The 26,299-nt window shown below is 45.2% G+C and carries 23 protein-coding genes and 1 tRNA gene; 20 read left to right on the top strand and 4 right to left on the bottom strand.

The window, feature by feature from the left end; all coding sequences use genetic code 11:
- Nucleotides 1-5: 5 nt before the first annotated feature.
- The 13 genes from AACT19_RS08545 to AACT19_RS08485 all read left to right on the top strand — a co-directional run bounded on the left by AACT19_RS08545 (nt 6) and on the right by AACT19_RS08485 (nt 13,490).
- On the top strand, nt 6-1,394 hold the full coding sequence (locus AACT19_RS08545; protein ID WP_076646000.1) for an AMP-binding protein: 1,389 nt from the start codon (nt 6-8) through the stop codon (nt 1,392-1,394).
- Between the two features lie 89 nt (nt 1,395-1,483).
- Nucleotides 1,484-1,846 (top strand): ApeI family dehydratase, encoded by a 363-nt coding sequence (locus AACT19_RS08540; RefSeq protein ID WP_048609578.1) that lies wholly within the window; start codon nt 1,484-1,486, stop codon nt 1,844-1,846.
- On the top strand, nt 1,839-3,662 hold the full coding sequence (locus AACT19_RS08535) for a glycosyltransferase family 2 protein (RefSeq protein WP_076645999.1): 1,824 nt from the start codon (nt 1,839-1,841) through the stop codon (nt 3,660-3,662). Before AACT19_RS08540 ends, AACT19_RS08535 begins: the two co-directional genes overlap by 8 nt.
- Complete coding sequence (locus tag AACT19_RS08530; protein ID WP_065104919.1) at nt 3,640-5,187, top strand: HAL/PAL/TAL family ammonia-lyase; 1,548 nt, start codon at nt 3,640-3,642, stop codon at nt 5,185-5,187. Before AACT19_RS08535 ends, AACT19_RS08530 begins: the two co-directional genes overlap by 23 nt.
- A gap of 73 nt (nt 5,188-5,260) precedes the next feature.
- Entirely contained in the window at nt 5,261-5,776 is a 516-nt protein-coding gene (locus AACT19_RS08525; RefSeq protein ID WP_076645998.1) for an acyl-CoA thioesterase, read from the top strand.
- Nucleotides 5,763-6,449, top strand: coding sequence for a LolA family protein (locus AACT19_RS08520; RefSeq protein ID WP_076645997.1), 687 nt, complete (start codon nt 5,763-5,765; stop codon nt 6,447-6,449). The genes AACT19_RS08525 and AACT19_RS08520 overlap by 14 nt, the downstream gene beginning before the upstream one ends.
- The gene (locus AACT19_RS08515; RefSeq protein ID WP_076645996.1) at nt 6,421-8,793 is read left to right on the top strand and encodes an MMPL family transporter; all 2,373 of its coding nucleotides are present in this window, start codon (nt 6,421-6,423) and stop codon (nt 8,791-8,793) included. The genes AACT19_RS08520 and AACT19_RS08515 overlap by 29 nt, the downstream gene beginning before the upstream one ends.
- Nucleotides 8,790-9,413: a DUF3261 domain-containing protein gene (locus tag AACT19_RS08510; protein ID WP_017080332.1), complete on the top strand. Its 624-nt coding sequence runs from the start codon at nt 8,790-8,792 to the stop codon at nt 9,411-9,413. Before AACT19_RS08515 ends, AACT19_RS08510 begins: the two co-directional genes overlap by 4 nt.
- A 5-nt stretch (nt 9,414-9,418) precedes the next feature.
- Nucleotides 9,419-10,618, top strand: coding sequence for a beta-ketoacyl-[acyl-carrier-protein] synthase family protein (locus AACT19_RS08505; RefSeq protein ID WP_076645995.1), 1,200 nt, complete (start codon nt 9,419-9,421; stop codon nt 10,616-10,618).
- The gene (locus AACT19_RS08500; RefSeq protein WP_076645994.1) at nt 10,611-11,075 is read left to right on the top strand and encodes a hotdog family protein; all 465 of its coding nucleotides are present in this window, start codon (nt 10,611-10,613) and stop codon (nt 11,073-11,075) included. The genes AACT19_RS08505 and AACT19_RS08500 overlap by 8 nt, the downstream gene beginning before the upstream one ends.
- Entirely contained in the window at nt 11,072-11,797 is a 726-nt protein-coding gene (locus AACT19_RS08495) for a 3-ketoacyl-ACP reductase FabG2 (RefSeq protein WP_016767037.1), read from the top strand. The genes AACT19_RS08500 and AACT19_RS08495 overlap by 4 nt, the downstream gene beginning before the upstream one ends.
- Complete coding sequence (locus AACT19_RS08490) at nt 11,794-13,017, top strand: beta-ketoacyl-ACP synthase (RefSeq protein WP_076645993.1); 1,224 nt, start codon at nt 11,794-11,796, stop codon at nt 13,015-13,017. Before AACT19_RS08495 ends, AACT19_RS08490 begins: the two co-directional genes overlap by 4 nt.
- Before the next feature lie 8 nt (nt 13,018-13,025).
- On the top strand, nt 13,026-13,490 hold the full coding sequence (locus AACT19_RS08485; protein WP_076645992.1) for an Sbal_3080 family lipoprotein: 465 nt from the start codon (nt 13,026-13,028) through the stop codon (nt 13,488-13,490).
- An 89-nt stretch (nt 13,491-13,579) separates the two neighbouring features.
- Here the strand turns inward: AACT19_RS08485 and gltX are convergent, their stop codons facing one another.
- The gene (gene gltX, locus AACT19_RS08480; RefSeq protein ID WP_076645991.1) at nt 13,580-15,007 is read right to left on the bottom strand and encodes a glutamate--tRNA ligase; all 1,428 of its coding nucleotides are present in this window, start codon (nt 15,005-15,007) and stop codon (nt 13,580-13,582) included.
- A gap of 301 nt (nt 15,008-15,308) precedes the next feature.
- On the opposite strand from gltX, the gene AACT19_RS08475 reads away from it, so the two are divergent.
- From AACT19_RS08475 to AACT19_RS08465, 3 genes are read left to right on the top strand one after another with little or no spacing between them, the layout of a single operon-like run.
- Nucleotides 15,309-18,122 carry a heavy metal translocating P-type ATPase gene (locus tag AACT19_RS08475; RefSeq protein ID WP_076645990.1) on the top strand — a complete coding sequence of 938 codons (2,814 nt, stop codon included), beginning with the start codon at nt 15,309-15,311 and terminating at the stop codon, nt 18,120-18,122.
- Entirely contained in the window at nt 18,112-18,552 is a 441-nt protein-coding gene (locus tag AACT19_RS08470) for a DUF411 domain-containing protein (RefSeq protein WP_004736129.1), read from the top strand. Before AACT19_RS08475 ends, AACT19_RS08470 begins: the two co-directional genes overlap by 11 nt.
- A gap of 56 nt (nt 18,553-18,608) precedes the next feature.
- Complete coding sequence (locus tag AACT19_RS08465; RefSeq protein WP_277812766.1) at nt 18,609-18,731, top strand: hypothetical protein; 123 nt, start codon at nt 18,609-18,611, stop codon at nt 18,729-18,731.
- 98 nt (nt 18,732-18,829) lie between these two features.
- On the opposite strand, the gene AACT19_RS08460 is transcribed toward AACT19_RS08465, so the two are convergent.
- Together AACT19_RS08460 and AACT19_RS08455 are read right to left on the bottom strand one after the other, a co-directional pair.
- Nucleotides 18,830-19,522 (bottom strand): oligogalacturonate-specific porin KdgM family protein, encoded by a 693-nt coding sequence (locus AACT19_RS08460; RefSeq protein ID WP_004736127.1) that lies wholly within the window; start codon nt 19,520-19,522, stop codon nt 18,830-18,832.
- 536 nt (nt 19,523-20,058) lie between these two features.
- Nucleotides 20,059-22,713 carry a beta-N-acetylhexosaminidase gene (locus AACT19_RS08455; RefSeq protein ID WP_076645988.1) on the bottom strand — a complete coding sequence of 885 codons (2,655 nt, stop codon included), beginning with the start codon at nt 22,711-22,713 and terminating at the stop codon, nt 20,059-20,061.
- Nucleotides 22,714-23,119: 406 nt separating this feature from the next.
- On the opposite strand from AACT19_RS08455, the gene AACT19_RS08450 reads away from it, so the two are divergent.
- Nucleotides 23,120-24,007: a TraB/GumN family protein gene (locus AACT19_RS08450; RefSeq protein WP_076645987.1), complete on the top strand. Its 888-nt coding sequence runs from the start codon at nt 23,120-23,122 to the stop codon at nt 24,005-24,007.
- A gap of 122 nt (nt 24,008-24,129) precedes the next feature.
- The gene (locus tag AACT19_RS08445) at nt 24,130-24,552 is read left to right on the top strand and encodes a hypothetical protein (protein WP_076645986.1); all 423 of its coding nucleotides are present in this window, start codon (nt 24,130-24,132) and stop codon (nt 24,550-24,552) included.
- 407 nt (nt 24,553-24,959) lie between these two features.
- On the opposite strand, the gene AACT19_RS08440 is transcribed toward AACT19_RS08445, so the two are convergent.
- A tRNA-Pro gene (locus AACT19_RS08440) sits at nt 24,960-25,036 on the bottom strand.
- 255 nt (nt 25,037-25,291) lie between these two features.
- Here AACT19_RS08440 and AACT19_RS08435 point away from each other — a divergent pair.
- Nucleotides 25,292-25,432, top strand: a complete 141-nt coding sequence (locus AACT19_RS08435) for a DUF3149 domain-containing protein (RefSeq protein ID WP_004736246.1) — start codon at nt 25,292-25,294, stop codon at nt 25,430-25,432.
- A gap of 167 nt (nt 25,433-25,599) precedes the next feature.
- The gene (gene smrA / locus AACT19_RS08430; RefSeq protein WP_076645985.1) at nt 25,600-26,181 is read left to right on the top strand and encodes a DNA endonuclease SmrA; all 582 of its coding nucleotides are present in this window, start codon (nt 25,600-25,602) and stop codon (nt 26,179-26,181) included.
- The last annotated feature ends 118 nt before the right edge of the window (nt 26,182-26,299 follow it).

Genomic DNA, 26,299 nt, shown 5'->3' with positions numbered 1-26,299 from the left:
TTGTTATGACCCAAACCGTATCTTACATCTCATTGTCTGAACTCCTCAGTCAAAACCGAGCCCCTGAATCTATTGTCTGCTTTGACGACAATAGTGAGATTACTTGGCAAACATTTAACGACGACTTATCTCAACTCGTAAACCTTTTATCTTCATCCCCTTTTCAACGAGTTGCGATTTGTACCCAAGACAGCTACCTATTTTCGGTGGCCTTTTTGGCATGTGCTGTCAGCAAAAAACACATCATTTTACCGGGTAATTATCAACCCTGTGCGCTTGCCGAGCTAAGTGAACATTTTGACTGTCTGTTAGTTGATGACTCGATTGGCGAAGTTGAAGTGAGTGACGTTCGCAATATCCAAACCTTATTGAACTCAAACACCGAAGCGCAAAAGCCTCTAACCGATAATCTTCCAGACATTGATTTGGCAGCCATCCAATTGACCCTGTTTACTTCAGGTTCAAGCGGCACACCCAAGGCAATCAATAAAACCTTAGAGCACCTAGATATTGAAATCGCTCAGCTAAATAAAAACTGGGGCGATTTACTTAAGGGCAACCGAGTCCACAGCACGGTCTCACACCAACATATCTATGGTCTGTTGTTCCGAGTTTTATGGCCACTTTGTTCTGGTGTTCCATTTGCTCGACACAATCTTGAATACCCAGAACAAATCCTATCTCACGCTAACAAACAGAGCGTGCTGATCAGCAGCCCTGCGCTACTCAAACGATTAAAACACGAAACACAGTCTGCACAGCTAGCTGGTGTGTTCTCTTCTGGTGGCCCGTTGCCAACTGAATCGGCTCACCAATCACGTAGCCTGCTTGGTCATTTACCTATCGAGGTCTTTGGTAGCACTGAAACCGGCGGTATCGCATTTCGTCAGCAAGAGAGCGCGCAAACACCTTGGCAGCTTTTTGACTGTATTGAGGCTAGTCTCAACAGTGAGAATTGCATTAAGTTATTGTCGCCGTACATCGACAAAAACAACTGGTATCAAACCGCCGATGAGTGCGAAATGGTCTCGGATAATCAATTCATATTGAAAGGCCGGACCGACCGAGTGATCAAGATAGAAGAAAAACGAGTATCACTGGTTGAAGTCGAAAAGCGACTAGAGCAACTGCCTTGGATAAGTGAATGCGTGGTGATTCCATTTGAAGAACCGGAACGCTTAATCTTGGCGTCGGTTTTGGTATTATCAGACGAAGGCCAAGCGACACTCGCGACCATGAGCAGAGGCAAATTCTGGTTGATGCTGCGTTCAGAACTCAGAAAGTGGTTGGAACCGATCGCTATCCCAAGAAAGTATCGTATTGTTGATGAGATTCCACTCAACAGCCAAGGTAAGCGACTAACCTCTCATATCGAACAGCTAATAAAATCATAGAAACCGCTGATCGTATTTTACACTGAGATCATCTTTTTATATTTTTGTCAGAACACCCATTTTCAGCCCAAGGATTCTAAGCACACGCTATGGATAAGAGAAAGCCAAACATTATTGCTGTAGACACTGCAGAGAATGAATCGACCCTGACACTCCATGTTACTGGAGACATCACCGATTTTAAGGGGCACTTCAAGAGCTTCCCTATTCTTCCGGGTGTTACACAGATTGATTGGGCACTTTACTATGCAGTCCAAGAGCTTAATGTCCCTGGTTGCTTTAAAGGCATGGAGGTTATCAAATTCCAAGAGCCTATCTTGCCCGACTCGACCATACAACTATCACTCAAGTGGGATGCTGACAAAGATAAATTGAGCTTCAGTTACACCTCGAACAATGGCGAACAAACTCACTCTTCAGGCAAAATGAAGCTGGGAGAGAAAAGTGAATAGCGCTGAGGCTACTTCTCAACACCAAACCAAAGAAAGCAGCTACAACGCCTGCTTCCTGATTCCGTGCTTTAACCATGGCGCAACCATGCCCGCGGTGGTCTCATCACTTCTTAATTTCGAACTTCCGATCATTATTGTTGATGATGGCAGTGAACTCGAGACCAAACAGTTTCTGACTCCCCTTGCCGATAGTCCAAGCGTGACTTTGGTGACGCTTGAACAGAACCAAGGTAAAGGTGGCGCAGTAAAGGCGGGCATTAAGCGAGCGCAAGAGCTCGGCTTTAGTCATGCCATTCAGATTGATGCTGATGGGCAACATGACCTAGACGCCCTACCCGCATTAATCCAAGCTTCACAAACTAAGCCCCAGCATCTTATCTCGGGTCAGCCGGTCTATGACGAGAGCGTGCCTAAGGCAAGGCTCTACGGACGCTACGCGACACATATTTGGGTATGGATAGAAACCCTTTCTTTATCAATTAAAGACAGCATGTGTGGCTTTAGAGCGTATCCAATCGATAAGACGCAAACCGTACTGAATAAATACGATGTCGGTTCGAGAATGGACTTTGATATCGAGATTCTGGTTCGCCTGTATTGGGAAGGCTGCGATATCGACTTCGTTGAAACGCGTGTTATCTACCCAGAGAATGGTATCTCTCATTTCGATGCACTGTGGGACAACGTAAAAATCAGTTGGATGCACACGCGACTGTTCTTCGGCATGCTGCCAAGAGCACCAAAACTGATCGCGCGTCATTTCAAGTCGGATTCAGCGAAGAAGTTATCGGCTGACAATAGCCAAGATTCCTCGGCAGATTCAAGACAGGTAAATTCCGAACAGATAGGTTCAGAACAACCCCATTGGTCACGTACTCAAGAACGCGGCACTGTGCTGGGAATCAAACTGTTATTGGCCGTTTATACCTTGTTAGGCCGAGGCGTATTTAATCTAATTTTACGCGGTGTGATGCGTTACTACCATCTAACGGGCAAACGTGCACGAAACGCCTCAGAACAGTACCTATTTCAGCTTAAGGCATACGCTGAACAACAGAATATTGAGTTACCAGCGGAATTAACCAGTTATAACCATCTGCTCTCGTTTGGCCATACCATGCTAGACAAGTTGGCTGCATGGAAAGGGGATTTTTCGGTCGATAACCTGAGCATTCATGGTCAAGAACAATTTGAGAGCATGGTGGCAAACCAACAAGGTGTGCTGATTCTGGGTTCTCATCTTGGCAATATCGAATTGTGCCGCGCTTTAGGTCGCAGACACTCAAACATCAAAATCAATGCACTGGTTTTCACCGAGCACGCTGAGCGTTTCAATTCAGTGATGAAAGCGGTCAACCCGCAGTCTGACTTAAACTTGATTCAAGTGACCTCGATGGGGCCTGATACCGCTATCTTGTTGCAACAGAAACTAGAGCAAGGCGAGTGGATTGTGATTGTTGGCGATAGAACTTCCACCAGCAAAGAGAGCCGTTCAGTATGGGCAGAGTTCTTGGGTAAGGAAGCGCCCTTCCCTCAAGGACCATTTATGTTAGCCTCTGTTCTCAAAGCACCAGTATTTCTATTATTTGGGCTACGTGATGACTCACAATCTAAGCCGCATTTTAATGTCTATTTCGAGCATTTTAGCGACAAGATAGAACTACCCAGAAAAACTCGCGAACAATCTTTACAGCAAGTCGTGCAAAAATACGCAGACCGACTTGAGCACTACACACTGAAAGCACCGCTTCAGTGGTACAACTTTTTTAATTTTTGGACATTGAGCAAGCACCATGACGAAAAAGAATCCAAATAGCATCACCTTTGGTGCCGAACGCCTCACAATTGAGGATGTTGTCGCTATCTCACAAGGCGCAAAAGCCTCGATGAACTCAAGTGAAGCATTCACATCAAAAATCGACCGTGGTGTCGCTTTTTTAGAACGCCTATTGAAAGAAGAAGGCGTGATCTATGGTGTGACAACGGGCTACGGTGACTCATGTACCGTTGCGATTCCACCAAACCTTGTTGATGAATTGCCACTGCATTTAACACGTTTTCACGGCTGTGGTTTAGGTGAAATACTGTCTCACGAACAATCTCGTGCAGTATTAGCAACGCGCCTTTGTTCATTGTCACAAGGTGTATCTGGGGTGACTCACGATTTGCTCAACCAGATCGTTACTCTGATCAACCAAGATATCTCACCACGTATTCCTCAAGAAGGATCGGTGGGTGCCAGTGGCGATTTAACGCCGCTGTCTTATCTGGCAGCTGCACTGATTGGTGAGCGCGATGTCATCTACAAAGGTGAAGTTCGCCCTACTAGTGACGTTTACAAAGAGCTAGGGATTAACCCTATCAAGCTTAAGCCAAAAGAAGGCTTAGCATTGATGAATGGCACGTCAGTAATGACGGCTTTGGCTTGTATCGCCTACAAACGTGCAGAATACCTAGCTCAGCTGTCGACTAAGATCACGGCAATGGTGTCTGTGGGTATGCAAGGCAACGACTTCCACTTCGATGAAGCCTTGTTCGCAGTGAAACCTCATCCGGGTCAACAACAAGTTGCTGCATGGCTGCGTGATGACTTACAAGCGGATCGCCCACCACGCAACAGTGACCGCCTACAAGATCGTTACTCTCTACGTTGTGCTCCACATGTTATTGGTGTGGTTCAAGACTCTCTACCTTGGCTACGCCAAATGATTGAGAACGAGTTAAACAGCGCTAACGATAACCCAATTATCGATGGCGACAATGAACGCGTTTTGCACGGTGGACACTTCTACGGCGGCCATATTGCCATGGCGATGGATACGTTAAAAACAGCAGTAGCCAACCTTGCGGATCTGCTTGATCGCCAAATGGCACAGTTGATGGATTACAAGTTCAACAACGGACTGCCATTTAACCTAACAGGCGCAGAAGGCGAACGTAAGCCAATCAACCACGGCTTCAAGGCAGTACAGATCGGTGTTTCGGCTTGGACGGCAGAAGCACTAAAACACACCATGCCAGCAAGCGTGTTCTCTCGTTCAACAGAGTGTCACAACCAAGACAAAGTCAGCATGGGCACCATTGCGGCTCGTGATTGTCTACGTGTTCTTGAACTGACTGAACAAGTAGCGGCAGCATCACTTCTGGCGGGTACACAAGCGCTTGAACTTCGTAAACGTCACAACGAGCTTGATGAGCACCACATGAGTGAAAACCTAAAGCATATTCGCGACGAAGTGCTTAAAGAGTTTGAATTTATTGTCGAAGATCGACCACTTGAAGGCGATCTACGCCACTTCATTGCTCGTATTCAAAGTCAGCACTGGTCACTTTACTCATAGAGTAGCTAACCTCATAAAGTAGCTAACTTCATAAAGTAGCCAACCCTTTACGCAATATTGTTGAGAGTGATTTATGTCTGAAATCCTTCATCCATTACAATCTGAGGTGACTCTGATTACCTCATTCCAAGATGCCGACCCGATGGGCGTGATCTATCATGGCAACTACTTCCGATTTTTTGAAGAAGTTAGGCGCATCATGATGGATAAGATTGAGTACAACTACCATGAGATGAAGGATTCAGGCTACATGTGGCCGATCATCGACACGCGTGTAAAGTACATTAAGGCGATACCGTTCAATCGTCAGATCAAGGTATCGGCTAAGTTGACTGAGTGGGAAAACCGCCTGCGTGTTGACTACGAAATTCACGATGCCAACACAGGTGCTCGCATGACACGCGCCCACACCATGCAAGTTGCGGTAACCATTGAAGAGCAAGAGATGTGCTTCGCTTCGCCGAAAGTGTTTACCGACAAAGTCGAGCACTGGCATCAATTTGGCTGCTTACTCAAATCAACCGAACAACAATCCGAGCAATCTCAAATATCTAACACACAGCAGCAGGTGAACCATGAGTCTGTTTAAGCGCGGACGTAAGCAAATCAGCATCGCACTACTAGGGCTTGCCTCTGTGATGGCGAGTAGCTTTGTTATTGCTAACGAAAATTCAGCAACCGTCGGCTCTATTTCAGATCTGCAAACAGTATTAAGCGCAAACAACATAGTGCGTGGTGAGTTCACTCAAACGCGCAACATGGAAATGTTCGCCCAGCCTCTAACATCACAAGGTACTTTCCTGTTAGACAAGTCGAATGGTTTGCTTTGGACACAAACTACCCCCTTTCCTGTTAGCTTGGTGCTCACCGATAACAAACTGAGCCAAAGGTTTGCCGATCAACCCGCTAAGATCATCACCGATAAAGAAAACCCAATGGCGTTTTATTTCAGCCATATCTTCTTGTCGGTGTTTCATGGGGATACGCAAAAACTTCAGGAACAGTTCGCACTCGATTTTGAGCCAGCAACGGCTACAAGCTCTGATGAAAATACAGAGAATAAATCTTGGACACTCACTCTAAAGCCTAAAAGTGCGCCGATGAACGCGGTGTTTGAAGCCATTACGCTGCAAGGTAAAAATGATATTGAACGTATTGAGTTGAGAGAGATTCGTGGAGACAGCACGGTGATCGAATTTAGCCAATTAAGCCATCTACCGGAAGTATTATCAGATGCTGAAGCGCAACAATTCCAACTCTAGCCTAGCCCTTGTTTGGCTTGTTATCGTAGTGCTATTTAGCGGATTGTTGATAAAACAATTCGCTTTTTCTTCGTCGGTACCGATTGAAAGCAACATCCTAAAGTTACTACCAGAAAACCAGCAAGACCCAATGGTAGAGCAAGCCTTTCAGCAGATATCCAGCTCGATGAGCGAGCAAGTGGTGTTTATCATCAGCGCCCCCGATATCGAACAAGCCATGGTTGCGACCGACGCTTTTGAAAAAGCTCTCAACCAAAGAGCCTTTTCAAGTCAGCCAACTCTGTTTCAGCAAGTTCAAGGCAAAATCAGCGCCAGCACCCAAAGCCAATGGAGCGATTTCTACTTTCGTCACCGAGCTCAACTGCTGACTCAACAACAAAAAGAGACGCTGACCCACTCTCCTGATTCGCGAGCTCAATATGTGATTCAGTCTCTGTACAATCCGTTCTCAGGCGTCACTGCAGCCGAACTGTCGATGGATCCATTTCTACTATTTCGCGACTACATCAGTGCTGTTGGTGTTCAATCAAGTAACTTTGTTCTGAAAGAGGGATACCTCACCGCTCAATCTAATGAGCAAACTCATATTTTGGTCACGGCGACTCTGGCGGGTTCACCTTATAGCTTGGCCATTCAAGAGCAACTTCCCGATCTTGATTCAATTGAGCGCGAGGTCGAAAAACAGTTTAGCGTCAAAGTGCAGCATACCGGTGTGGTGTTCTACGCAAATTACGGCACCGAAAGCGCGAAATCAGAAATCAGTACCATTGGTTTAGGCTCTTTGGCCGGTGTTATTTTATTGGTGTGGCTGACGTTTCGTAGTGCCCTACCACTTGCCTTATCCTTGCTTTCCATCAGCACTGGGTTGTTGGTTGCTCTTGCAAGCACCGTCGCTATCTTCGGCAAGGTTCACCTATTTAGTTTGGTGTTCGGTGCCAGCTTGATTGGCGTATCCATCGACTACTCTTTTCATTACCTAACCGATCGTTTGGCGGCGGGTAATCAATGGCAAAGCGACAAAGGGTTGAAACATATTATCGTTGCGATCACTTTGGGTCTGATCACCAGCTTGATTGGCTACCTAGGTCTGTTGGTGGCACCTTTCCCGGGTTTACAGCAACTGGCTCTGTTTTCGTCGATTGGGCTTATTGCGGCTTACGCCAGTGTGGTGTGTTGGTATCCGGTTTTAGCGGCAAAACCAAGCCAAGAACGCCCACTTCCCTTGTCGAAGCTTTGGCATACTTGGTTAAGTCTCTGGAGCAACCAAAAGTTTAGAATTGGCTTACCATTAATAGTGACTGTCGTTAGCTTGATGTCACTCAGTCAAATTCGCTACGACGACGATATTCGCCAACTTCAAGCTATGCCTGATCAACTCAAACAGCAAGAGCAAGCCATTACTGAGATATCAGGATTAGGCAGTGGCCAAAATATGCTGCTGGTGACCGCTAAGAGCGATCAAAAGCTACTCAAAAAACTGGCAGAAATCACCGCGAGCTTAGACTCTTTAATCGATAGCCAAGGTATCTCAGGATATCGCAGCATCAATCAGCAGTTGTTAAGTAAACAAGACCAGCATGATAACTATCAATTGGTTGAACAACTCTATCGCCAGCAAAGCCATATCTTACAGAACACTCTTGGTTGGCCTAGCTTTCCAGAATTACCTAAGTTCGAAGCAATCACGGTATCTGGGTTTTTGGAATCACCGGTGTCAGAACCTGTTCGACCACTTTGGTTAAAACCTATCGATGGACAAGCGGCGTCAGTCATTTTAATCAAAGACGTTACAAACTCAGCTCTGTTCTCTCAATGGCTCGATTCAAGCTTTGCTCAGCAACAAGGTGTTAAATACCTTAATAAAGCCGATGAAATCTCCGCTCTCTTTGCGGAATACAGAGTTAAGATCACCGAGTTATTATTGATAGCTTTGGCCGCTATTGGGATGGTTTTAGGTTGGCGCTACGGTGTGATGCAAAGCCTATTAATGCTGTTGCCTTCATTGATTGCCGGAGTCGCAGGTTTAGCGGTCACGGGCATTTTAGGCTCGACACTGAATCTGTTTAATCTGCTTGGACTGATTCTAATTTTAGGGATTGGTATCGACTATACCCTGTTCTTTGCTGAGCAGAAAAAATCGCTAAGCACCTTATTAGCGATTACCCTATCGGGTCTCACAACGTTACTTTCATTTGGCTTATTGTCACTAAGTCAGACTCATGCCATTCATAGCTTCGGTGTTACTGTTCTGACAGGGATCTTTGTCGCGTGGCTACTTTCGCCACTTGCAATCAACAATAGCAAAAACGTAGAAAGACCAACTTCTCGAGAGGTTTTTAGATGATCAGGACATTAAAAATCACCTTCGTCACGCTAGTGGGTGTAATGCTCAGTGCCTGCTCGATGGTTTCTCAGCAGCCAACTGGTGCAAGTGTGTCTATCAACAATGACACCGAGCTAGCACTACCATTGCCAGCTGAACTGGGATACTCCCTCACGGCCAGTCAGCTCATCAGCGCTACGTGGGAAACCGATACGCAGCAACTTCCGGTTCAAGTCGAAGTGACAGCGGATAAAGTGGTTTTGGCGGGGTTTTCTTCTTGGGGTACTCGCATCCTATCGCTGCAATATCAAAATCAAGTGATTGATACGCAGGTTTTGTCTGGGCTTGGCGCAACTTTGCCACAACCTGAACAGGTGCTATTTAATTTGATGCTGACCTTATGGCCGACTGAAGCGTGGACTCAGCCTTTGCAAACCATAGATTGGCATCTAGTCGATACTGACAATACAAGAACCGTGTTTGACGACGACCAACAAGCCATTATTCGTATCGAGTATCAAGCAAAAGCCAATGAACCGAAGCTCTCTGGAGACATTGTTTTCAAGCATTTGATTCAAGGCTACACCATCACCATACAAACGTTGAACTCAACGATTGTCGATAACCCAAGTAAGAGCTGAATACTATGCCTATTTATATCCAAGACTGTGGTTTCCACTCTGCGTTAGGCTCAAGCGTTGCTGACATTCATGGCTGCCTCAAAGGGGCGCGTGAATCGAACATGGTTGAAGTAAGCGATATGCTGAATGATGGTAAGCACACTATCGTGGGTAAGGTCGGGGGCGAACTGCCAGAGGTTCCATCCAATCTCGCACAATACGCCACTCGTAACAATCAACTGGCGTTATCAGCTCTAAATCAAATCCAAGACTCTATCGAGCAAGCAAAATCACAATTTGGCGCAGATAGAATTGCTGTTGTTATCGGCACAAGCACCTCGGGGATTTCTGATGGTGAAGCTGCTTTCAAACATAAATTGGCAAACGGTGAGTTTCCTGAGCATTATCACTACTCCAAACAAGAGCTAGGGAATCCCTCTGAGTTTGTTAGTCAATATTGCTCATTAACAGGGCCAAGCTACGCAATCTCGACCGCCTGCTCATCAAGCGGCCGTGTTTTTCTTACCGCTCAACGCTTGTTAGATACTGGCATGGCTGATGCTGTGTTAGTCGGTGGTGTGGACACCTTATGTAAGCTGACGCTCAATGGTTTTCATGGTCTTGAAGCACTTTCAACCACACATTGTAAGCCGTTTAGTGCCTCTCGAAATGGTATCAACATCGGTGAAGCGGCGGCGTTTATGTTGCTCAGTAAAACAAAACTGAATGTTGCTAATACAAACCAGAATATACCTAGCATTGCCTTGTTAGGCTGTGGTGATAGCTCTGACGCACACCATATTTCAGCGCCCCACCCTGAAGGGAACGGCGCTGAGCAAGCGATGATAAAAGCGTTAGATTCTGCTCAGTTACAAGCTGAAGACATCGGTTATATCAATGCTCATGGCACCGCAACTCCACTCAATGATTCAATGGAAAGCAAAGCCATTCATCGTATTTTTGCAAACAAGGTTCCCGTCAGTTCCACCAAGCCTCTCACCGGGCATACTCTTGGAGCCGCAAGTGCGATAGAGGCTGCAATAGCATGGCATATTTTAAAATATGACTTACCGCTTCCCTTACAAAAATGTCAGGATAAAGCTGAAGATATTGAGATTGATTTGGTAAACTGTTCCCAGAAACTTAAAGTAAAGAACATCTTAAGCAACTCGTTCGCTTTTGGTGGCAACAACATTAGCCTGATTTTTGGTGTAGTAAATGACTGATATCCCTTCTGTAGACCAACTTCTTCCACACGATGATCCGATGATATTAATCGATCGTGCTATCAGCGTAGAGGCGTTGTCGATCCACTGCCAAGTCGATATTGGAGCTCATAACCTGTTCTTTAATGCTGAATCTCAAACCGTACCGGCTTATGTCGGTATCGAATTTATGGCGCAATCTGTGGCTGCATGGTCTGGATATCATGCACTGAAAAACGGTACCCCTCCCCCAATCGGATTCTTACTCGGTTCTCGCCGTTACAAGTCACAGTGTGATGAGTTTACTCAAGGCCAGACTCTTGATATCTACGCCGAGCAATTGATGGAAGACAGTGGGATGGCTGTGTTTACCGCCAGAGTCGAAGACCAAGGTCAGTTAGTGGCTCAATGCCAACTCAATGTCTACGTTCCGACCGAACAAAAATTACAAGAAATGAAAACTAGGAGCCCATCATGACCCGTCAGGTTTTAGTCACAGGTGCCAGCAAAGGCATTGGTAAAGCGATCGCTATTCAACTCGCGAAAGACGGATTTGAAATTGCCGTTCATTACATGGGTGACAAGCAAGGTGCTGAAGACACGTTAAAGTCGATCACCGAACTGGGTGGCGCAGGACGTCTCATCCAATTTGATATCAGCAATCGCAGCGAATGTCGCGAAACGCTTGAGTCAGATATTGCCGAGCATGGCGCTTACTATGGTGTGGTGAACAATGCGGGTATTACTCGTGACACAGCATTCCCAGCCATGACGGAAGAAGAGTGGGATGGCGTGATCCATACCAATCTTGATAGCTTCTACAACGTGCTTCACCCTTGTGTGATGCCAATGGTTCAGAAACGCAAAGGCGGTCGCATCGTTACTCTGGCGTCTGTATCGGGCATCATGGGTAATCGTGGTCAAACCAACTATGCTGCAGCAAAAGCGGGCGTAATTGGCGCAACTAAGTCTCTAGCTTTAGAGTTAGCGAAACGCAAGATCACGGTAAACTGTGTCGCTCCAGGTTTAATTGATACCGGCATGGTTGATGAGCACGTAAAAGATCATGCACTCCCTCAAGTGCCACTGCGCCGCATGGGCGAGCCAGAAGAAGTCGCCGGCCTAGTCAGCTACCTAATGTCTGATATTGCAGGCTACGTCACTCGCCAAGTGATTTCAGTTAATGGAGGCTTAGTATGACCCGCCGCGTTGTTGTAACTGGCATGTCTGGTGTTACTGCCTTTGGTAATGACTGGCAGCAGATCGAGCCGAAACTGAAAGCGTGTGAAAATGCCACTCAATATATGCCAAGCTTTGAGCAGTATGATGGCCTCAACACTAAGCTAGCTGCGCCTATTGATGAATTCCAGTTGCCAAAACACTACAAACGCAAACAGGTTCGAGGCATGGGTCGGGTTTCTCGCTTAGCCACTGTCGCGACTGAAGATGCTTTAACACAAGCCGGGTTGATTGGACATGATGTTCTGACTAACGGCGAAACAGGCATTGCCTACGGCTCTTCAACCGGTAGTACCGATGCGGTTGGTGCGTTTGGCGTGATGCTTAACGAGAAATCGACACGAGCAATTACAGCAACCACCTATGTTCAAATGATGCCACACACCGCTGCGGTCAACGTTGGACTGTTCTTTGGCCTGCGCGGTCGCGTGATTCCCACCAGCAGTGCCTGCACTTCAGGAAGCCAAGCGATTGGTTACGCCTATGAAGCAATTAAACACGGCTACCAAACCGTAATGGTTGCCGGTGGCGGTGAAGAGCTCTGCCCAACTGAGTCTGCCGTTTTCGATACCCTTTTTGCTACCAGTTTAAAAAACGACACACCAGAAAAATCCCCAAGCCCTTACGACAGTGAGCGCGATGGTCTCGTTATCGGTGAAGGCGCAGGTACGCTTGTTCTTGAAGAGTATGAACATGCTGTTGCTCGTGGCGCAAAAATCTACGCTGAGATCATCGGCTTTGCCAGCAACTGCGATGCTGCTCATGTGACCCAACCTCAGATGGAAACTATGCAAATCTGTATGGAGAAAGCACTGAAAGACGCACAACTTCCTGCTGAGAAAATTGGCTATGTTTCTGCGCACGGAACGGCGACTGAAAAAGGCGATATTGCGGAAAGTAATGCGACCGCGAACATTTTCGGTAAAGTACCAATCAGTTCATTGAAAAGCTACTTTGGTCATACGCTTGGTGCGTGTGGTGCGATTGAAGCTTGGTTAAGCCTAGAGATGATGCATTCAGGCTGGTTCAGCCCAACATTGAACCTTGAGAACATCGACGAACGCTGCGGCAAGCTTGATTACATCACAGGCTCAGGTCGTGAATTGGATGTTGAATATCTAATGAGCAACAACTTCGCTTTTGGTGGAATCAACACCTCAATCATCTTCAAAAAAATCTAGGATAGATAATGAAAAACTGGCTAGTTGCTGCTGTTGTCGTTTTACTCGCAGGTTGTAGTGCTCCGAAATATTCAGGAAACGCACTTCCAGAAGTAAATACAATCGAACAGGTTACGATAGTTGAGGACGAGAAAACTCGCACTGTTTTCCTCGATTCCATGCTCGACTGGTGCCTGAATAATCAGGTTAAATGTAAGGTCGTTGCCGACGGTTCAGAACATAATCCAGAGGACATCACGCTTGATTATGTCTCTCGTTGGAGTTGGGATTTCAGAACCTTTGTGGCTGACGCAAAGATCTCTGCTTATCAGGATCAACAGCGCGTAGGCAATGTCGAATTCAAAGCGCCAAACAGCGGAAACTTTTCTAAGTTTGGTGACGATATGGAACGCATCAAAGCGATGATGGATATCTTGTTCGATAAGAAAACAGCCGCGCAAGCAACTCAAATGATTGCCGACGACCAGCTATAACAAAGTTGTTTAGATAATAAAACTCGAGACAAATAAAAAGGGTCAGTAACCAAGTTACTGACCCTTTTTTGAATCTAGCAAAAGCTCAATTAAGCGTTAGCTTCACGCTCAGCGATAAACTCAAGAGCCATCTTGATACGAGCGATTACGCGCTCTTTACCAACAAGCTCCATCACTGCATCAACAGAAGGAGACTGACCGCCACCCGTTACTGCTACGCGAAGTGGCATGCCGATTTTACCCATGCCGATCTCTAGCTCTTCACATACAGCTGCAATCACACCATCTTTGATGTTTGCAGTAGTGAACTCTTCAAGTGCTGCAACCTTAGCAAGAGCAAGCTCTAGTGGGCCTTTAGCAACACCACGTAGGTGCTTCTTCGCTGCGCCAGCTTCAAACTCAGAGAAATCTTCGTAGAAGTAGCGAGATTGCTCAGCAAGTTCGATAAGGGTGTTACAACGCTCGCCAACTAGCTTGATCACTTCAGTGATAGCCGGGCCGTTTGTTGTATCGATCTTCTGTGCGTCTAGGTGCCATTGCAGGTATTTTGCAACGTACTCAGGCTCAGAAGTCTTGATGTAGTGGTTGTTCAACCAAAGTAGCTTTTCAGTGTTGAATGCAGATGCAGACTTGCTGATTGCGTTCAGGCTGAAGAATTCAATCATCTCTTCTTGAGAGAAGATCTCTTGGTCACCGTGAGACCAGCCTAAACGAACTAGGTAGTTGTTTAGTGCATTTGGTAGGAAACCTTCGTCGCGGTATTGCATTACAGAAACAGCACCGTGACGCTTAGAAAGTTTTGCACCGTCGTCACCAAGAATCATTGCACAGTGAGCGAAAGTTGGAACTGGCGCGCCTAGTGCTTCGTAGATGTTGATTTGACGAGGTGTGTTGTTGATGTGGTCTTCACCGCGAACAACGTGTGTAATACCCATATCCCAGTCATCCACTACAACTACGAAGTTGTAAGTTGGAGCACCGTCTGTACGACGAATGATTAGGTCATCAAGTTGGCTGTTCGCGATTTCAATGCGACCACGGATTTGGTCATCAAATACTACGCTGCCTTCTTTAGGGTTACGGAAACGGATAACGCATGCATCACCTTCTTTTGCTGCTTCGTTTGCTGCAACAATTTTAGGGTGGTTCGCATCGTAACGAGCCATTTCTTTGTTTTCTTCTTGTACTGCACGAATCTCATCAAGCAGTTCTTTAGACGCGTAACATTTGAATGCTTTGTCTTCAGCAAGTAGCTTATCAACCATTTCGTTGTAACGGTCAAAACGCTTAGATTGGTAGTAAGGACCTTCATCCCATTCCATACCCATCCATTGCATGCCTTCTAGAATTGCATCAACCGCTTCTTGAGAGTTACGCTCAAGGTCCGTGTCTTCGATACGCAGAACGAATTCACCACCTTGATTCTTAGCGAATAGCCAAGAGTAAAGTGCAGTACGTGCACCACCAACGTGAAGATAGCCAGTTGGGCTAGGAGCAAAACGAGTTTTAACCGTCATTTAAATACCTTGATTATGTAGGTGATTCTTTTAGTGATTGCCATTACAAAGCCTGCAACAGAAAAATATCACTAAATTTTGGGCGCTATTTTATCACCACCGCTTAAATCTACAATCAGTAGTGAATGATTAATGCGCGGATCTTGTGCGAAAGCGACTGTAGAAAGGCCAAATCCAGCTTCGATGTAGCAAATCTATAGCCTGAGCCAGTAAATTATAGCCATGCTTTTCTTTAACTCTCGCCTATCCCACAAACTTAACCCACCCATTCATATGCCACTAAGATCAAATTCTTGAATTTATGTTTGACCTTACCCTTACGGTAAGGTTTATGTTGGGCGTAGATGAGAATTGGAGTATCGATATGAAGCATTACACAACCGCACTCAAAGGCCTAAATTGCATGGGTTGCGCGAAGAAAGTCCGCACACTGTTTGATGGTCTCGATAATACGAAGATCAACGACATATCGCCGACATACATCGATATTTCCACTCCTTTTAGTTACGTTCAACTCAACGAACAACTAGCGACGCTTGGTTATAGCATGGGTAATAAACTGCACCTTTCGCTATCTGGTCTTAGCTGCGGTAAGTGTGTGAGCAAACTGACTCAGGCGATTCAACAAACTGAGCAAGCCTCAAATCTAAACGTCACCAAACATGAATTGTCGTTGGTTACTCTGCTTGAAGAATCCGAGATTATTGAGCTAGTCGAAAGTGTGGGTTATCACGCAGCTCCCTACTCTGAAGCCAATGACCTTTTATCTAATTCAGATTCAGAAGAAAATAAAAAACCAACGCCGGCTGAACCGACACAAGCTAAAACTGCAGCTAGCCAATATACTTATCACCTTGTTCTTGAGGGAATGACGTGTGCAAGTTGTGTTTCTTCGGTAGAGAAAGCGCTGAAAAAAAATGATTTCGTCGACCAAGCTCAGATCAACCTCGCTGAACAGACAGCCTTGGTCTTCACCTCTAAAACACGTAACGTCATCGAAAACGCTCTAATAGAATCGGTGAAAGCCGCAGGTTACGGCGCCGAGTTCGTTGATGACGCGGCAACTCAACAACAAAAACAGCAAGAGCAACAACTTCGTACCCAAAAAGCTTTCCTAAAGAATTCAGTAAGCGCGCTGTTTATCGGTGCTCCGCTGATGGCGTGGGGTCTGTTCGGTGGCAGCATGACCATTGCTACATCTAACGACCAATTAGCTTGGGGATTAGTTGGTGTGGTCTGTTTGATACTGCTTGCGACTTCAGGACGCAGCTTCTTCACTAACGCTTGGCAGTCTCTCATGCATAAGCGTGCAACGATGGATACGTTAGTTGCTTTAGGTACGGGCGCTGCATGGTTCTATTCAATGCTGGTTGTGCTGATTCCATCATGGTTCCCAGAACCATCGCGTCATGTCTATTTTGAAGCAAGTGCAATGATTGTCGGCCTTATTTCTTTAGGGCACTACATTGAAGCTAAAGCCAAAGCACGCACCACCAAATCTTTGCAGGCACTGATTAATTTACAACCTCAAAAAGCCGTGGTTATCGTCGATGGCAAAGAACAAACCATCGCAGTAGAAGCCATTCAGGTCGGTATGCAGGTACGAGTAAAACCCGGAGAAAAAGTGCCAGTTGATGGTGTCGTAGTCTCAGGTGAATCTTATATCGATGAGTCGATGCTGACCGGTGAACCACTTCCCAACGTTAAATCAACTAATGATGGCGTTTCTGCGGGAACCATTAATGGTGATGGTAGTTTAATTATTGAAGCGACTGGGATTGGATCAAGCACCATGTTGGCTCGAATCATTCAAATGGTTCGCCAAGCGCAAAGCAGTAAACCAGCAATCGCCAAGCTTGCCGATTCTATCTCAGCCGTTTTTGTTCCGGTTGTGGTCGCAATCGCAGCCGTTGCCGCCTTAGTTTGGTTTTTCTTTGGCCCACAGCCAAGCGCGAGCTACATGCTAGTCGTATCAACCACAGTACTGATTATCGCCTGTCCATGTGCGTTAGGCCTAGCAACGCCACTGTCGATTACTGTTGGCGTGGGTAAAGCCGCTGAGTTTGGCGTTCTTATTAAAGATGCGGATGTATTGCAGTCTGCCAGCAAAATCGATGCTGTTGTGTTTGATAAAACAGGTACGTTGACCCAAGGCAAACCAACCGTTCAACAGGCCTTTTACGCTAATCTAACGGAGCAAGAGTTACTGGCTTATGCTTATTCAGTAGAAGTGGGATCTGAGCACCCACTCGCCAAAGCCGTTTGCCAATATGCAGAGAGCTTACAAGTTTCAGCACTACCTCATAGCGAGTTCGAAAACCAACGAGGGCTTGGCGTACAAGCAACAATTAACGGCAAGAACGTGCAAGTTGGCTCGCATAAATACCTAACCCAGTTAGGCATCAATACTGAGATTGGCGCGGATTTTATCGAACTTTGCCGCTCGCAAGCGTGGACGCCTATTTTCATTGTAATTGACCAAAAGCTCGAAGGCATATTGGGCATTTCAGACGCATTAAAAATAGATAGCAAACAAGCCATTGCTCAACTAAAATCCGCCGGAATTCACACTGTACTATTAACAGGCGACAACGATTCAGTTGCTCAAGCGATAGGTAAAAGCGTCGGTATCGACGAAGTAATTTCAGAAGTGCTTCCAGAGCAGAAAGCTCAGCACATTGTTCAGCTGCAACAGCAATATCAGAGTGTTGCTATGGTCGGAGACGGTATTAACGATGCACCAGCTCTTGCTCAAGCAGATATAGGAATCGCAATGGGCAGTGGCAGTGATGTCGCGATTGAAAGTGCGCAAATGACGCTACTCAACTCATCGCCATTATCAGTAAGCAATGCGATCGAGTTGTCCCAAGCGACCGTAAGAAATATGAAGCAAAACCTGTTTGGTGCCTTCATCTATAACTCGCTTGGTATTCCTATCGCTGCCGGTGTGCTCTACCCATTTTTCGGATTTCTGCTTAGTCCAGTAGTTGCAGGCGCTGCGATGGCGATGTCGTCAATCACGGTAGTAAGCAATGCCAACAGATTAAGACTGTTTAAACCCACACATTCTAATATCAACAAAAACCATATTCATGAGGTTAACCATGATTCGTAAAATTATGACTCTTACAGCACTCGCTGCAATCTCAGGACAAGCTCTCGCTACTGATGTTCTAAACCACAAATCTCCATACTGCGGCTGCTGCACAGAATGGACTGAACATATGCGAGATGCTGGGTTCGATGTTACAGAGAAGCTCCACGATGATATGAATCCAATAAAGCAGAAGTTAGGGGTAACGCAAAAACTAGCCTCTTGCCACACGGCAGAGATCGACGGTTACGTATTTGAAGGGCACATTCCAGCAGAGGACGTGAAAGCCTTTTTAGAAAATCCACCACGTAATGCGATTGGCTTAGCGGTTCCAGGCATGCCAATGGGCTCTCCGGGCATGGAATATGGCGATAAGAAAGACGAGTATTCTGTGTATGCGTTTAATGAAGAAGGTCAGGTGTTTGAGTACCGTCATTACAACGGAAAATAAAGCTTAACTAGACCAACACCAAGCAATTAAAAGAAGTCATAAAAATAGAGCCTAGCATGAGTAAACCCAAGACTGTGGTTTACTTGCTAGGCTCTTTGCTTTTGGACAGTAAAGCAAATCTTGTCGCGGTACCAACCGGGCTGTTAGTGCCGCTATATTTCTCGTCGCTAATTGGCTAAGAAGCTATTGAGCAAAAAGCTATTTAACAAAAAAGCTATTTAGCGAAGAAGCTCACTCGGCTAATAATCTAATCGACTAAGCAGCCAAGTGAATCGGCTTAGAAGCCGTAAGAAGCACCGAATACGAATGCGTTGTTCTGCTTAGAATCGCCGTTTGCGAAATCTACGCCGTTAGCTTGGCTACGGAACTCAAAGTAAGGTTGAACACCTTGACGAGTCCATGTAGCACGTAACTCATGGTCCATCGCTTCAGCATCAATCATGTATACGTTGTTGTAGCTAAGTGCTAGGTCAGCATTCACTGTGTAACCAATGCGGTTATCCATGCGGTAGTCTGTGTCAGCATTAGCCGAAGTATCATCGATGTGTGCACGAGTACGGTTGCTAATAGAGATACCGTTATCGAAGTTGTAACCGATCTTAACTAATGGACGGAACTGAATACTCTCACCCGCAGAGAATAGGTGTTGGTAACCAGCAGCAACCCATAATTTGTCAGTAATGTTGAAAGATTGCTCACCACCGACAGTGATGCCTGGAGTAGTATTACCTGCACCGCCATTTTCAGATTCAAGTTTGCCAAGTTGGATGCCATCAAACTCAGAATAAACCGTGAAGCCGCCTAGAGAGTTGTCAAACGTGTGACCAGCTTCTAGCGTAGAAGTCATATCAGAACCGTGGATACGGCCATCGTCATGAATTTGGATGTTACCTGTAACGTAAGAAGAACCAGCAAAAGCACTAGAAGCAAAAGCAAGAGAAAGTGCACTTAGAGCGATAATTTTTTTCATAGTAAACTGCCTTAGTTTGATTTTTTCAGCGGCACATCTTCGGTACATCATTCACCTTCACCGCTTGAGTAGTTAGTTGCCTCCCTGGCATGAAATCTATGTTGCTCGAATTAATTTTCGTTTCAAAATAAAAGAATGAGCAGAGTGATCTCTCTCACTATCAAAAAAGAGCAAGTTATTTAACACATTAAAATCAGTCACTTAAAAACATAAAAATTGATAAAAAACTCAAGATTAGAAAACGTACAGATCAGGATCACATTATTTTACGATGCGAAATTAGATTTAGTTGGTTGAATCACACCTGATTTAGAGTTTTTGATGAGAGACTTATTTTTTGAAGAGAATAATGGGAGGCGCGTCACTTTTGCGATGGAACTCACCTTATGTACATTGTTGACGATATACATAAAGGCTATTTCTATATGTTTCAGTTTAAGAGAAGTGGCTAACTTGATTTGGACGAAAAAAAAGCTCCCACTCTTATCTGAATCAGATAAAAGCTAGGGAGCTCTTCTGTTAATGTTGCTTGTCGATTATTTTACCAAAGTTACTCGACTTACTTTCTCGCCACTTTCAGAGATAGAGCGGATGTACGTTTCACCAGAAACCGAAGGACGTTGCTGCTCATCATAAGTCAGCCAGTTTTCACCATCAGCAGAGTATTGAAGCTCTACGCCTGGGAATTGAACGTTCATCGCTAGCTTACCATCAACAACCTGAGCACCTGGAACTGGTAGTCGGTAATCAATACCCGCTTTCTCGAGCTTAGCCAGCTCACGTTGACCAACAATATTCGCGAAGCGATTAAAGTCGCTGTTTAGAGCCTGCTTATTCACTAAGTCAGTATCTTGAGAGTACTCAACGCCCACTTTGTAGTCGTTTTCCCAATCAGCTCTGTGCCATGCACGCTCTGCTGCTGCAAGTACGCGAGGGAACACCATGTATTCATACTGCTCGTCAGTACGTACTGTTTCAGACCAAAGTTGTGCAGATAAACCGTAAAAAGGTTTCGCTTCAATTTCGCCTTTACCACTGAAGCCATTGCCGTCACGGTCTAATGATGTTTCTGCATTTTGTGGCATGTTCTCTGGAGCAAAGCCAAACATCTTACGAGTATCTGTTGCACGCGTAGCCCAGTAGTAACCACGTTCTGCTGCATCTACTTCGTATGGCATATCCATATATACGTAATCTGGGTTAGAAACAATTACGTCATAACCTTTCGCAGACCAGTCGTACACTGATGAAGTGCCGCCCCAGTAAAGAACGTCCCAGAAGTTAACGCGAGTCGTTTCAGTAGCGAAGCCAGATTCACCCTCTTCCACATACTTCAAGCCATCTTGCCAAGCTTGGAAGTGAGGAATGCCTTTTTCTGCAACAATCTTCGATACTTCTTTTGCAAAGTAGCCTGGCAGGTGACCGAAATCACTCACTGAACCATCAGCAATCAAAGACTGACATTGTGGAGACTGTTGGAATGGCTTATCTTGCTTGTCGAGCTCAATGTTACCTTTCCACGCCACTTTGTCTTCTGCATTAATATCTTGGAAGCCTGCGCCTAACTTAATGTTTTTCGCTTCATCGCCACCAAAGTGCCAAGTCGTTAGCGGCATGCCCGCTTCATTGTGCATTGCTGCAATTTCAGTAATCACTTTATCAACAAAGCGAGTCGATGATTCCATACATGGGTTGATGAAGCTGTGCTTGTCGTAGAACTGAATCGTCGTCACGTTTGAAGTATCTTGTGGATCCATCAAGCGATATTCACTTGCTTCAGCTTCTTTGCCTTCCGCCATTAGGCGAGTGTAACGAGCTTCCATTGATACCACAGCAGAACGAGCGTGTGCCGGCATATCAATTTCTGGAATTACTTCGATGCTGCGCGCTTTTGCGTAGCTTAAGATCTCGACGTAATCCGCTTTACTAAAGAAACCAGAGCCAAAGTTGTCTGTTGTTGGACCCGAACCTAGCTGAGGCAGTAAACAGCTTTGCTCTTCCAAATCAAAACAACGATTAGACCCTACATCCGTTAGCTCTGGTAAACCCGGGATTTCTAAACGCCAGCCTTCATCATCCGTTAAGTGAAGGTGCAGTTTGTTCATCTTGTAGGCTGCCATTTGATCTAGCGTGGCTAGGATGGCATCTTTTGAGTGGAAGTTTCGAGCAACATCCACCATCACACCACGGTAGTCAAAGCGTGGCGCATCTTGGATCGACAGTTGTGGTAATGATTCAGCGTTCTGACTGTCTATTAGGCCAAAAATAGACTGAACTGCGTAGAAAGCACCTGTTTTATCAAACGCTTTAATCGCAATCCCCTCTTCCGAGATGCTTAGTTCATAAGCGCCAGATTTCGCTAAATCACCCATAAACTGAGTAGGAACAACAGCAACACTAACAGGTAGGTCGCCACTCACATCTACGTTTACCACATCTGCACGTTCTTCAATTGCAGCGAACTGCTCAGCATCGAATGCGTCTTTAGGTAGGGCAATACCACCAGCCATGCTCACTGAACCTTCGCCCGCTTCTACCGACATTGGCGTTGGTAGTAAAGTGGTTGATACATCTTGCGTTGCCAGATCAGCATTCTTTTCAAAGCGAGTAACCGCTGTTGCCATGACATTGTTGTCATCAGGTGTACGCTTAAGGTTGTTTCCTTCCAAACCGGTTACGAACGACGCGACATCTTCCGTATTCATTGAAGCAATCATCTTAGGTTCAGCATTTGGCGCCGTTACAAATGCACCCGGCATAAAGTCGGTTTCAAACAGTTGCCAGTATTCACTTGTTAGTGGAAGAATCACTTCTTCACCAGCGGCAAAACCATCGAACTTATCTGTAGGTTCTAGTTTGTGTAGGTCACCCGTTACACGAGTGATTTTAAACTGCTCATTATCAACATCTAAGATAAGGCGAATACTGTGGAAGTAGATAGTCCAATCTTTCGAATCGATCGCTTCACCGTCATTGGTCAGAGTCATGTTCACTTTGTTACATGATGCCCACTCTGCGCCTAAATCCTGACAAGCCATGCCTTCGTTTGCGCCGTGGTTCGTCAAAATTTCGTATTGCACATCAAGGTTATCAGCCAGTGCATTAACCACCTTTTGTTCTGGTGCTTGTGTTACCGCACACCCCGTTAAACCAGCAAGTACCGCTACAGATAGTAAGTTTCTCTTCAACATCGTATTCACCCATAAATTTAAAAAATTGAGTCAGAAGCAAAATAGAACGCTTCAAAAGTTAGATTAACTATATGGCCTTATTTTTCGCCGTGAATTAAATCAAGTTAATAAAGTGATCGACTTCAAATCTAAAAAATATTGATAAAATTAACCTTATTAAAATCATAAAGTTACCGACATCGACAGTTCCGTCAGTTTTATTTTGACGTAATATTTGAGAATTGAATCACAATCTTTTGAAAGGATTTCATAAAATCGTGTCGTTGTTACTGAGAAAGGTTTAAGAGTTTGTTGGTGTTGTTATACTTTTCGTACAAACAACGTGACATCGTTCTCAAAAAAAACCGTTAAAAAACACCGTCAAAATCGATTTTAACGAGTTTAAGACTTCCTAAAGGAGCTCCCTTTGCGCCCATTCTTCTACATGGTTTTATTCGTTCTCGCTTTTTCAGCTAGGCAAGCGGTCGCCGAGCCCCTTTATTGGCAAGCAAAAAAGGATGAACTGACACTCACTATCTTAGGTTCCGTGCACGTTGGGGACGAGAGTATGTACCCACTTCCTTCAGCGATCATCAACGCGCTAAAAAACAGTGATGGGTTAGTTATCGAAACGGATATCAGAAAGTCTGATGGCGTTGTATATCCCCACAACAAACTCACTACTGCCGATGTACTCAATGAAGAACAGCTGCAATTATTAACCGACATATCAAAATCGTTGGAGATGCCGACGCAACAACTGCTCAGCTCGCCGCCTTGGGCGACTTCTCTCTCCATACAGATGCAGCAGCTAAAAAACCTTGGTTATGGCTCCGCCGGCGGCGTTGATGCGACGCTAGCTTACAAAGCGACTATCCAAGATGTTCCGGTTATCAGTTTAGAACCACTGCAATTCCAAATAGACCTGATGACAAAACAAAAGGATGACGGTAAGGAATGGTTAGTCAGTAGCCTTGAGGAATTTGACCAAACTGATCGTGTGGTTCATTGCCTAATTGAAAGCTGGAAAGCGGGTGATTTAGCGAAGCTGGAAGCCTTCGCAGAGCTGTCTGAGATGTCGCTTGAACTCGAGAAAGCATTCTTAACTGATCGCAATATCGACTGGGCAAACAAGCTATCCGCCAATGATTGGAAACTCGATTCAAATGGGAATTATTTGATCGTGGTTGGCGCCTTGCACCTAGTTGGCGAAGGTAACCTTTTACAGTTGTTAAAAGAGAAAGGTTTTAATGTCACTCAACAATCACAAAGCCAGCAGGCTCAGTGTCAATTTGAGGCTAGCCAAAAAAGCTAACGATGCTCAACCTTATTGTATTCTCGTTATAAAAGCATTTCCTTAATAACAGAATTTTTACATTTAATAGCACCATTGCGGTGCTATTATCTTCCGCTCTTTTTACCTATGGCGTTGTTCTAATGAAACCAGTACTTTTTACTCTCCCTTTAGCTCTCTTGACCCTGATGCCCACGGCAGCGTCTGCCAAAGAAACTTGTACCATCGAACAGTTTCAAGCCATCGACATTCAGCCAGATACCAAAGGCGGCGTGCTAGATAAAGAAAGCGGACAGTTTTTGATTACTGAAAAGCCACCCATGCGATGCGCAAATATTACGTTCACGACGTCTACGACACGCAACCGTATCGCAAGCCAAATGAATGGTAATTTTGAAGCAAGCTTTTACGATGGCAAGACAGGTAACTCTCACTCGGTGACTTTTAACGAAGATGAAGTACAGGCAGGCTACATTCGAATTGGTCCAAATAACCCTGTTGAAGCTTATGTTTGCTTTGTTACCTCAGAGACGCCAATCAAGAACATCACTTGTGATGTGAAGTAAACAGATTTGGGGCGGGCTTATTGAGTCAATCCTTTTCTCTATGCGGGATGTTTAGAACAACAAGAGATTCCCAACTCGCTCCTTCGTCACTCTAGGGAATGACGCACATACCAAGATGCAAAAAAGCTATAGCCCTTCTCTATAATAAATGGTCTACGGCTTTCTTTAATGTGGCGGTGAAGAGCTTATTTTGAACATCAGGCGACCCCCACTTAGGTTCAAACCCCATTTCCCATACCCGGAAACGACGAAAGCCTACTCAATGAGCAGGCTTTCTTTAATACGGTCAGTGAAGAGATTGTTTTGAACATCAGGCGAACCCGTTGACCAAGTGATTATCTTTATCCTGAAATGCAAAAAAGCCGTAGCCCCTTCTATTACAAAGAGTGCTACGGCTTTTTTTAATGTGGTCGGTGAAGAGGGATTCGAACCCCCGACCCTCTGGTCCCAAACCAGATGCGCTACCAAGCTGCGCTATTCACCGAGATATCTAACTGGCTAATTGCCTGTCGATGAAGCGTATAATACGGATTCTGAATTTATGCGCAAGAGCTTTTTTCACTCTTTTTTACAATATCGAATCGTTCGAACAAAAGACGTACAACCCAACGGCTAATGTGACGAAAAACACACACTCACCAACAAGTATTTAACTTATGAAACAGGATTGATCCAGATCAGTGAATTGATAACGCTACTTAATACACTGAGCCATGTCATATAACTTTGAGGTATACACATGGACTTTTGGCTAGAACTCCTATTTGGTAATGCAGTGGGGCTATCTTCAATGATAGTAATATTCGGGGCTCTGGGTCTCATGATGTTCTATGGAGGCTTCTTCATCTACAAAGTTATGACTGAAAAATCTCCTCACTAGAATCGCTCAGCCTAAGTCATCTACTTTTAAGTATCATTTTCTTTGGGTGGATGTAAAAACGCTTTGCACCGGAGCAGACTTATTGTCTTCTCCGGTTTTTTCATTTTTAAACCCGGCCTCAACTTAGGTATACTTACCCTATCCTTCTCCAACTTGAGATACACACTATGTCTCATGATGACGACTTAGATCTATTCCAAGAAATGATGGGCGATGTTAAACGTATCGACCATGACACCGCCGAACACCAGAAAGTACACCGAGTCACAGAATCTCACCTTGCTAAGCGTGAAGCTGCTATGTGGCTGTCTGACGACGAGAAAGACTACTTATCATTAGACTACTCACCAATGATCAAGCCAGACGACGTCATTGCTTACAAGAAAGATGGTGTACAAGAAGGCGTATATAAAAAGCTGCGCTTAGGCAAATACCCTATTCAGGCCAAACTCGACCTTCATAGGAAAACACTGAAAGACGCTCGTAACGAAGTACTCTCATTTTTACGCCAGTGTTTAAGAATGGATGTTCGCACCGTTATCATTGTTCACGGTAAAGGTGATCGCTCGAATCCACCAGCAATGATGAAAAGCTACGTGGCGAATTGGCTCACGCAAATTAACGACGTTCAATGTGTTCATTCTGCTCAGCAATTTCATGGTGGTACTGGCGCAGTCTACGTTATGCTCAGAAAGAGTAATGAGAAAAAGCTAGAGAACAGAGAGCGCCATCAAAAACGCACCAGTTAACTGGTTGAAACAGATAAGTGCACTGATAGCGAATTGCATCAAGATCGATATTTCGTGCCTAGACTCACACCAAGTGCTAAAATTGTCCTCAGTTAACGAATCCCAACTTAAAGCAACT

Source organism: Vibrio sp. 10N.222.47.A9 (genome assembly GCF_963872585.1).
Classification (GTDB): Bacteria; Pseudomonadota; Gammaproteobacteria; order Enterobacterales; family Vibrionaceae; genus Vibrio; species Vibrio splendidus.
Note: the sequence above shows the minus strand (reverse complement) of the source record. Positions and strands in the feature narration are given on the sequence as shown.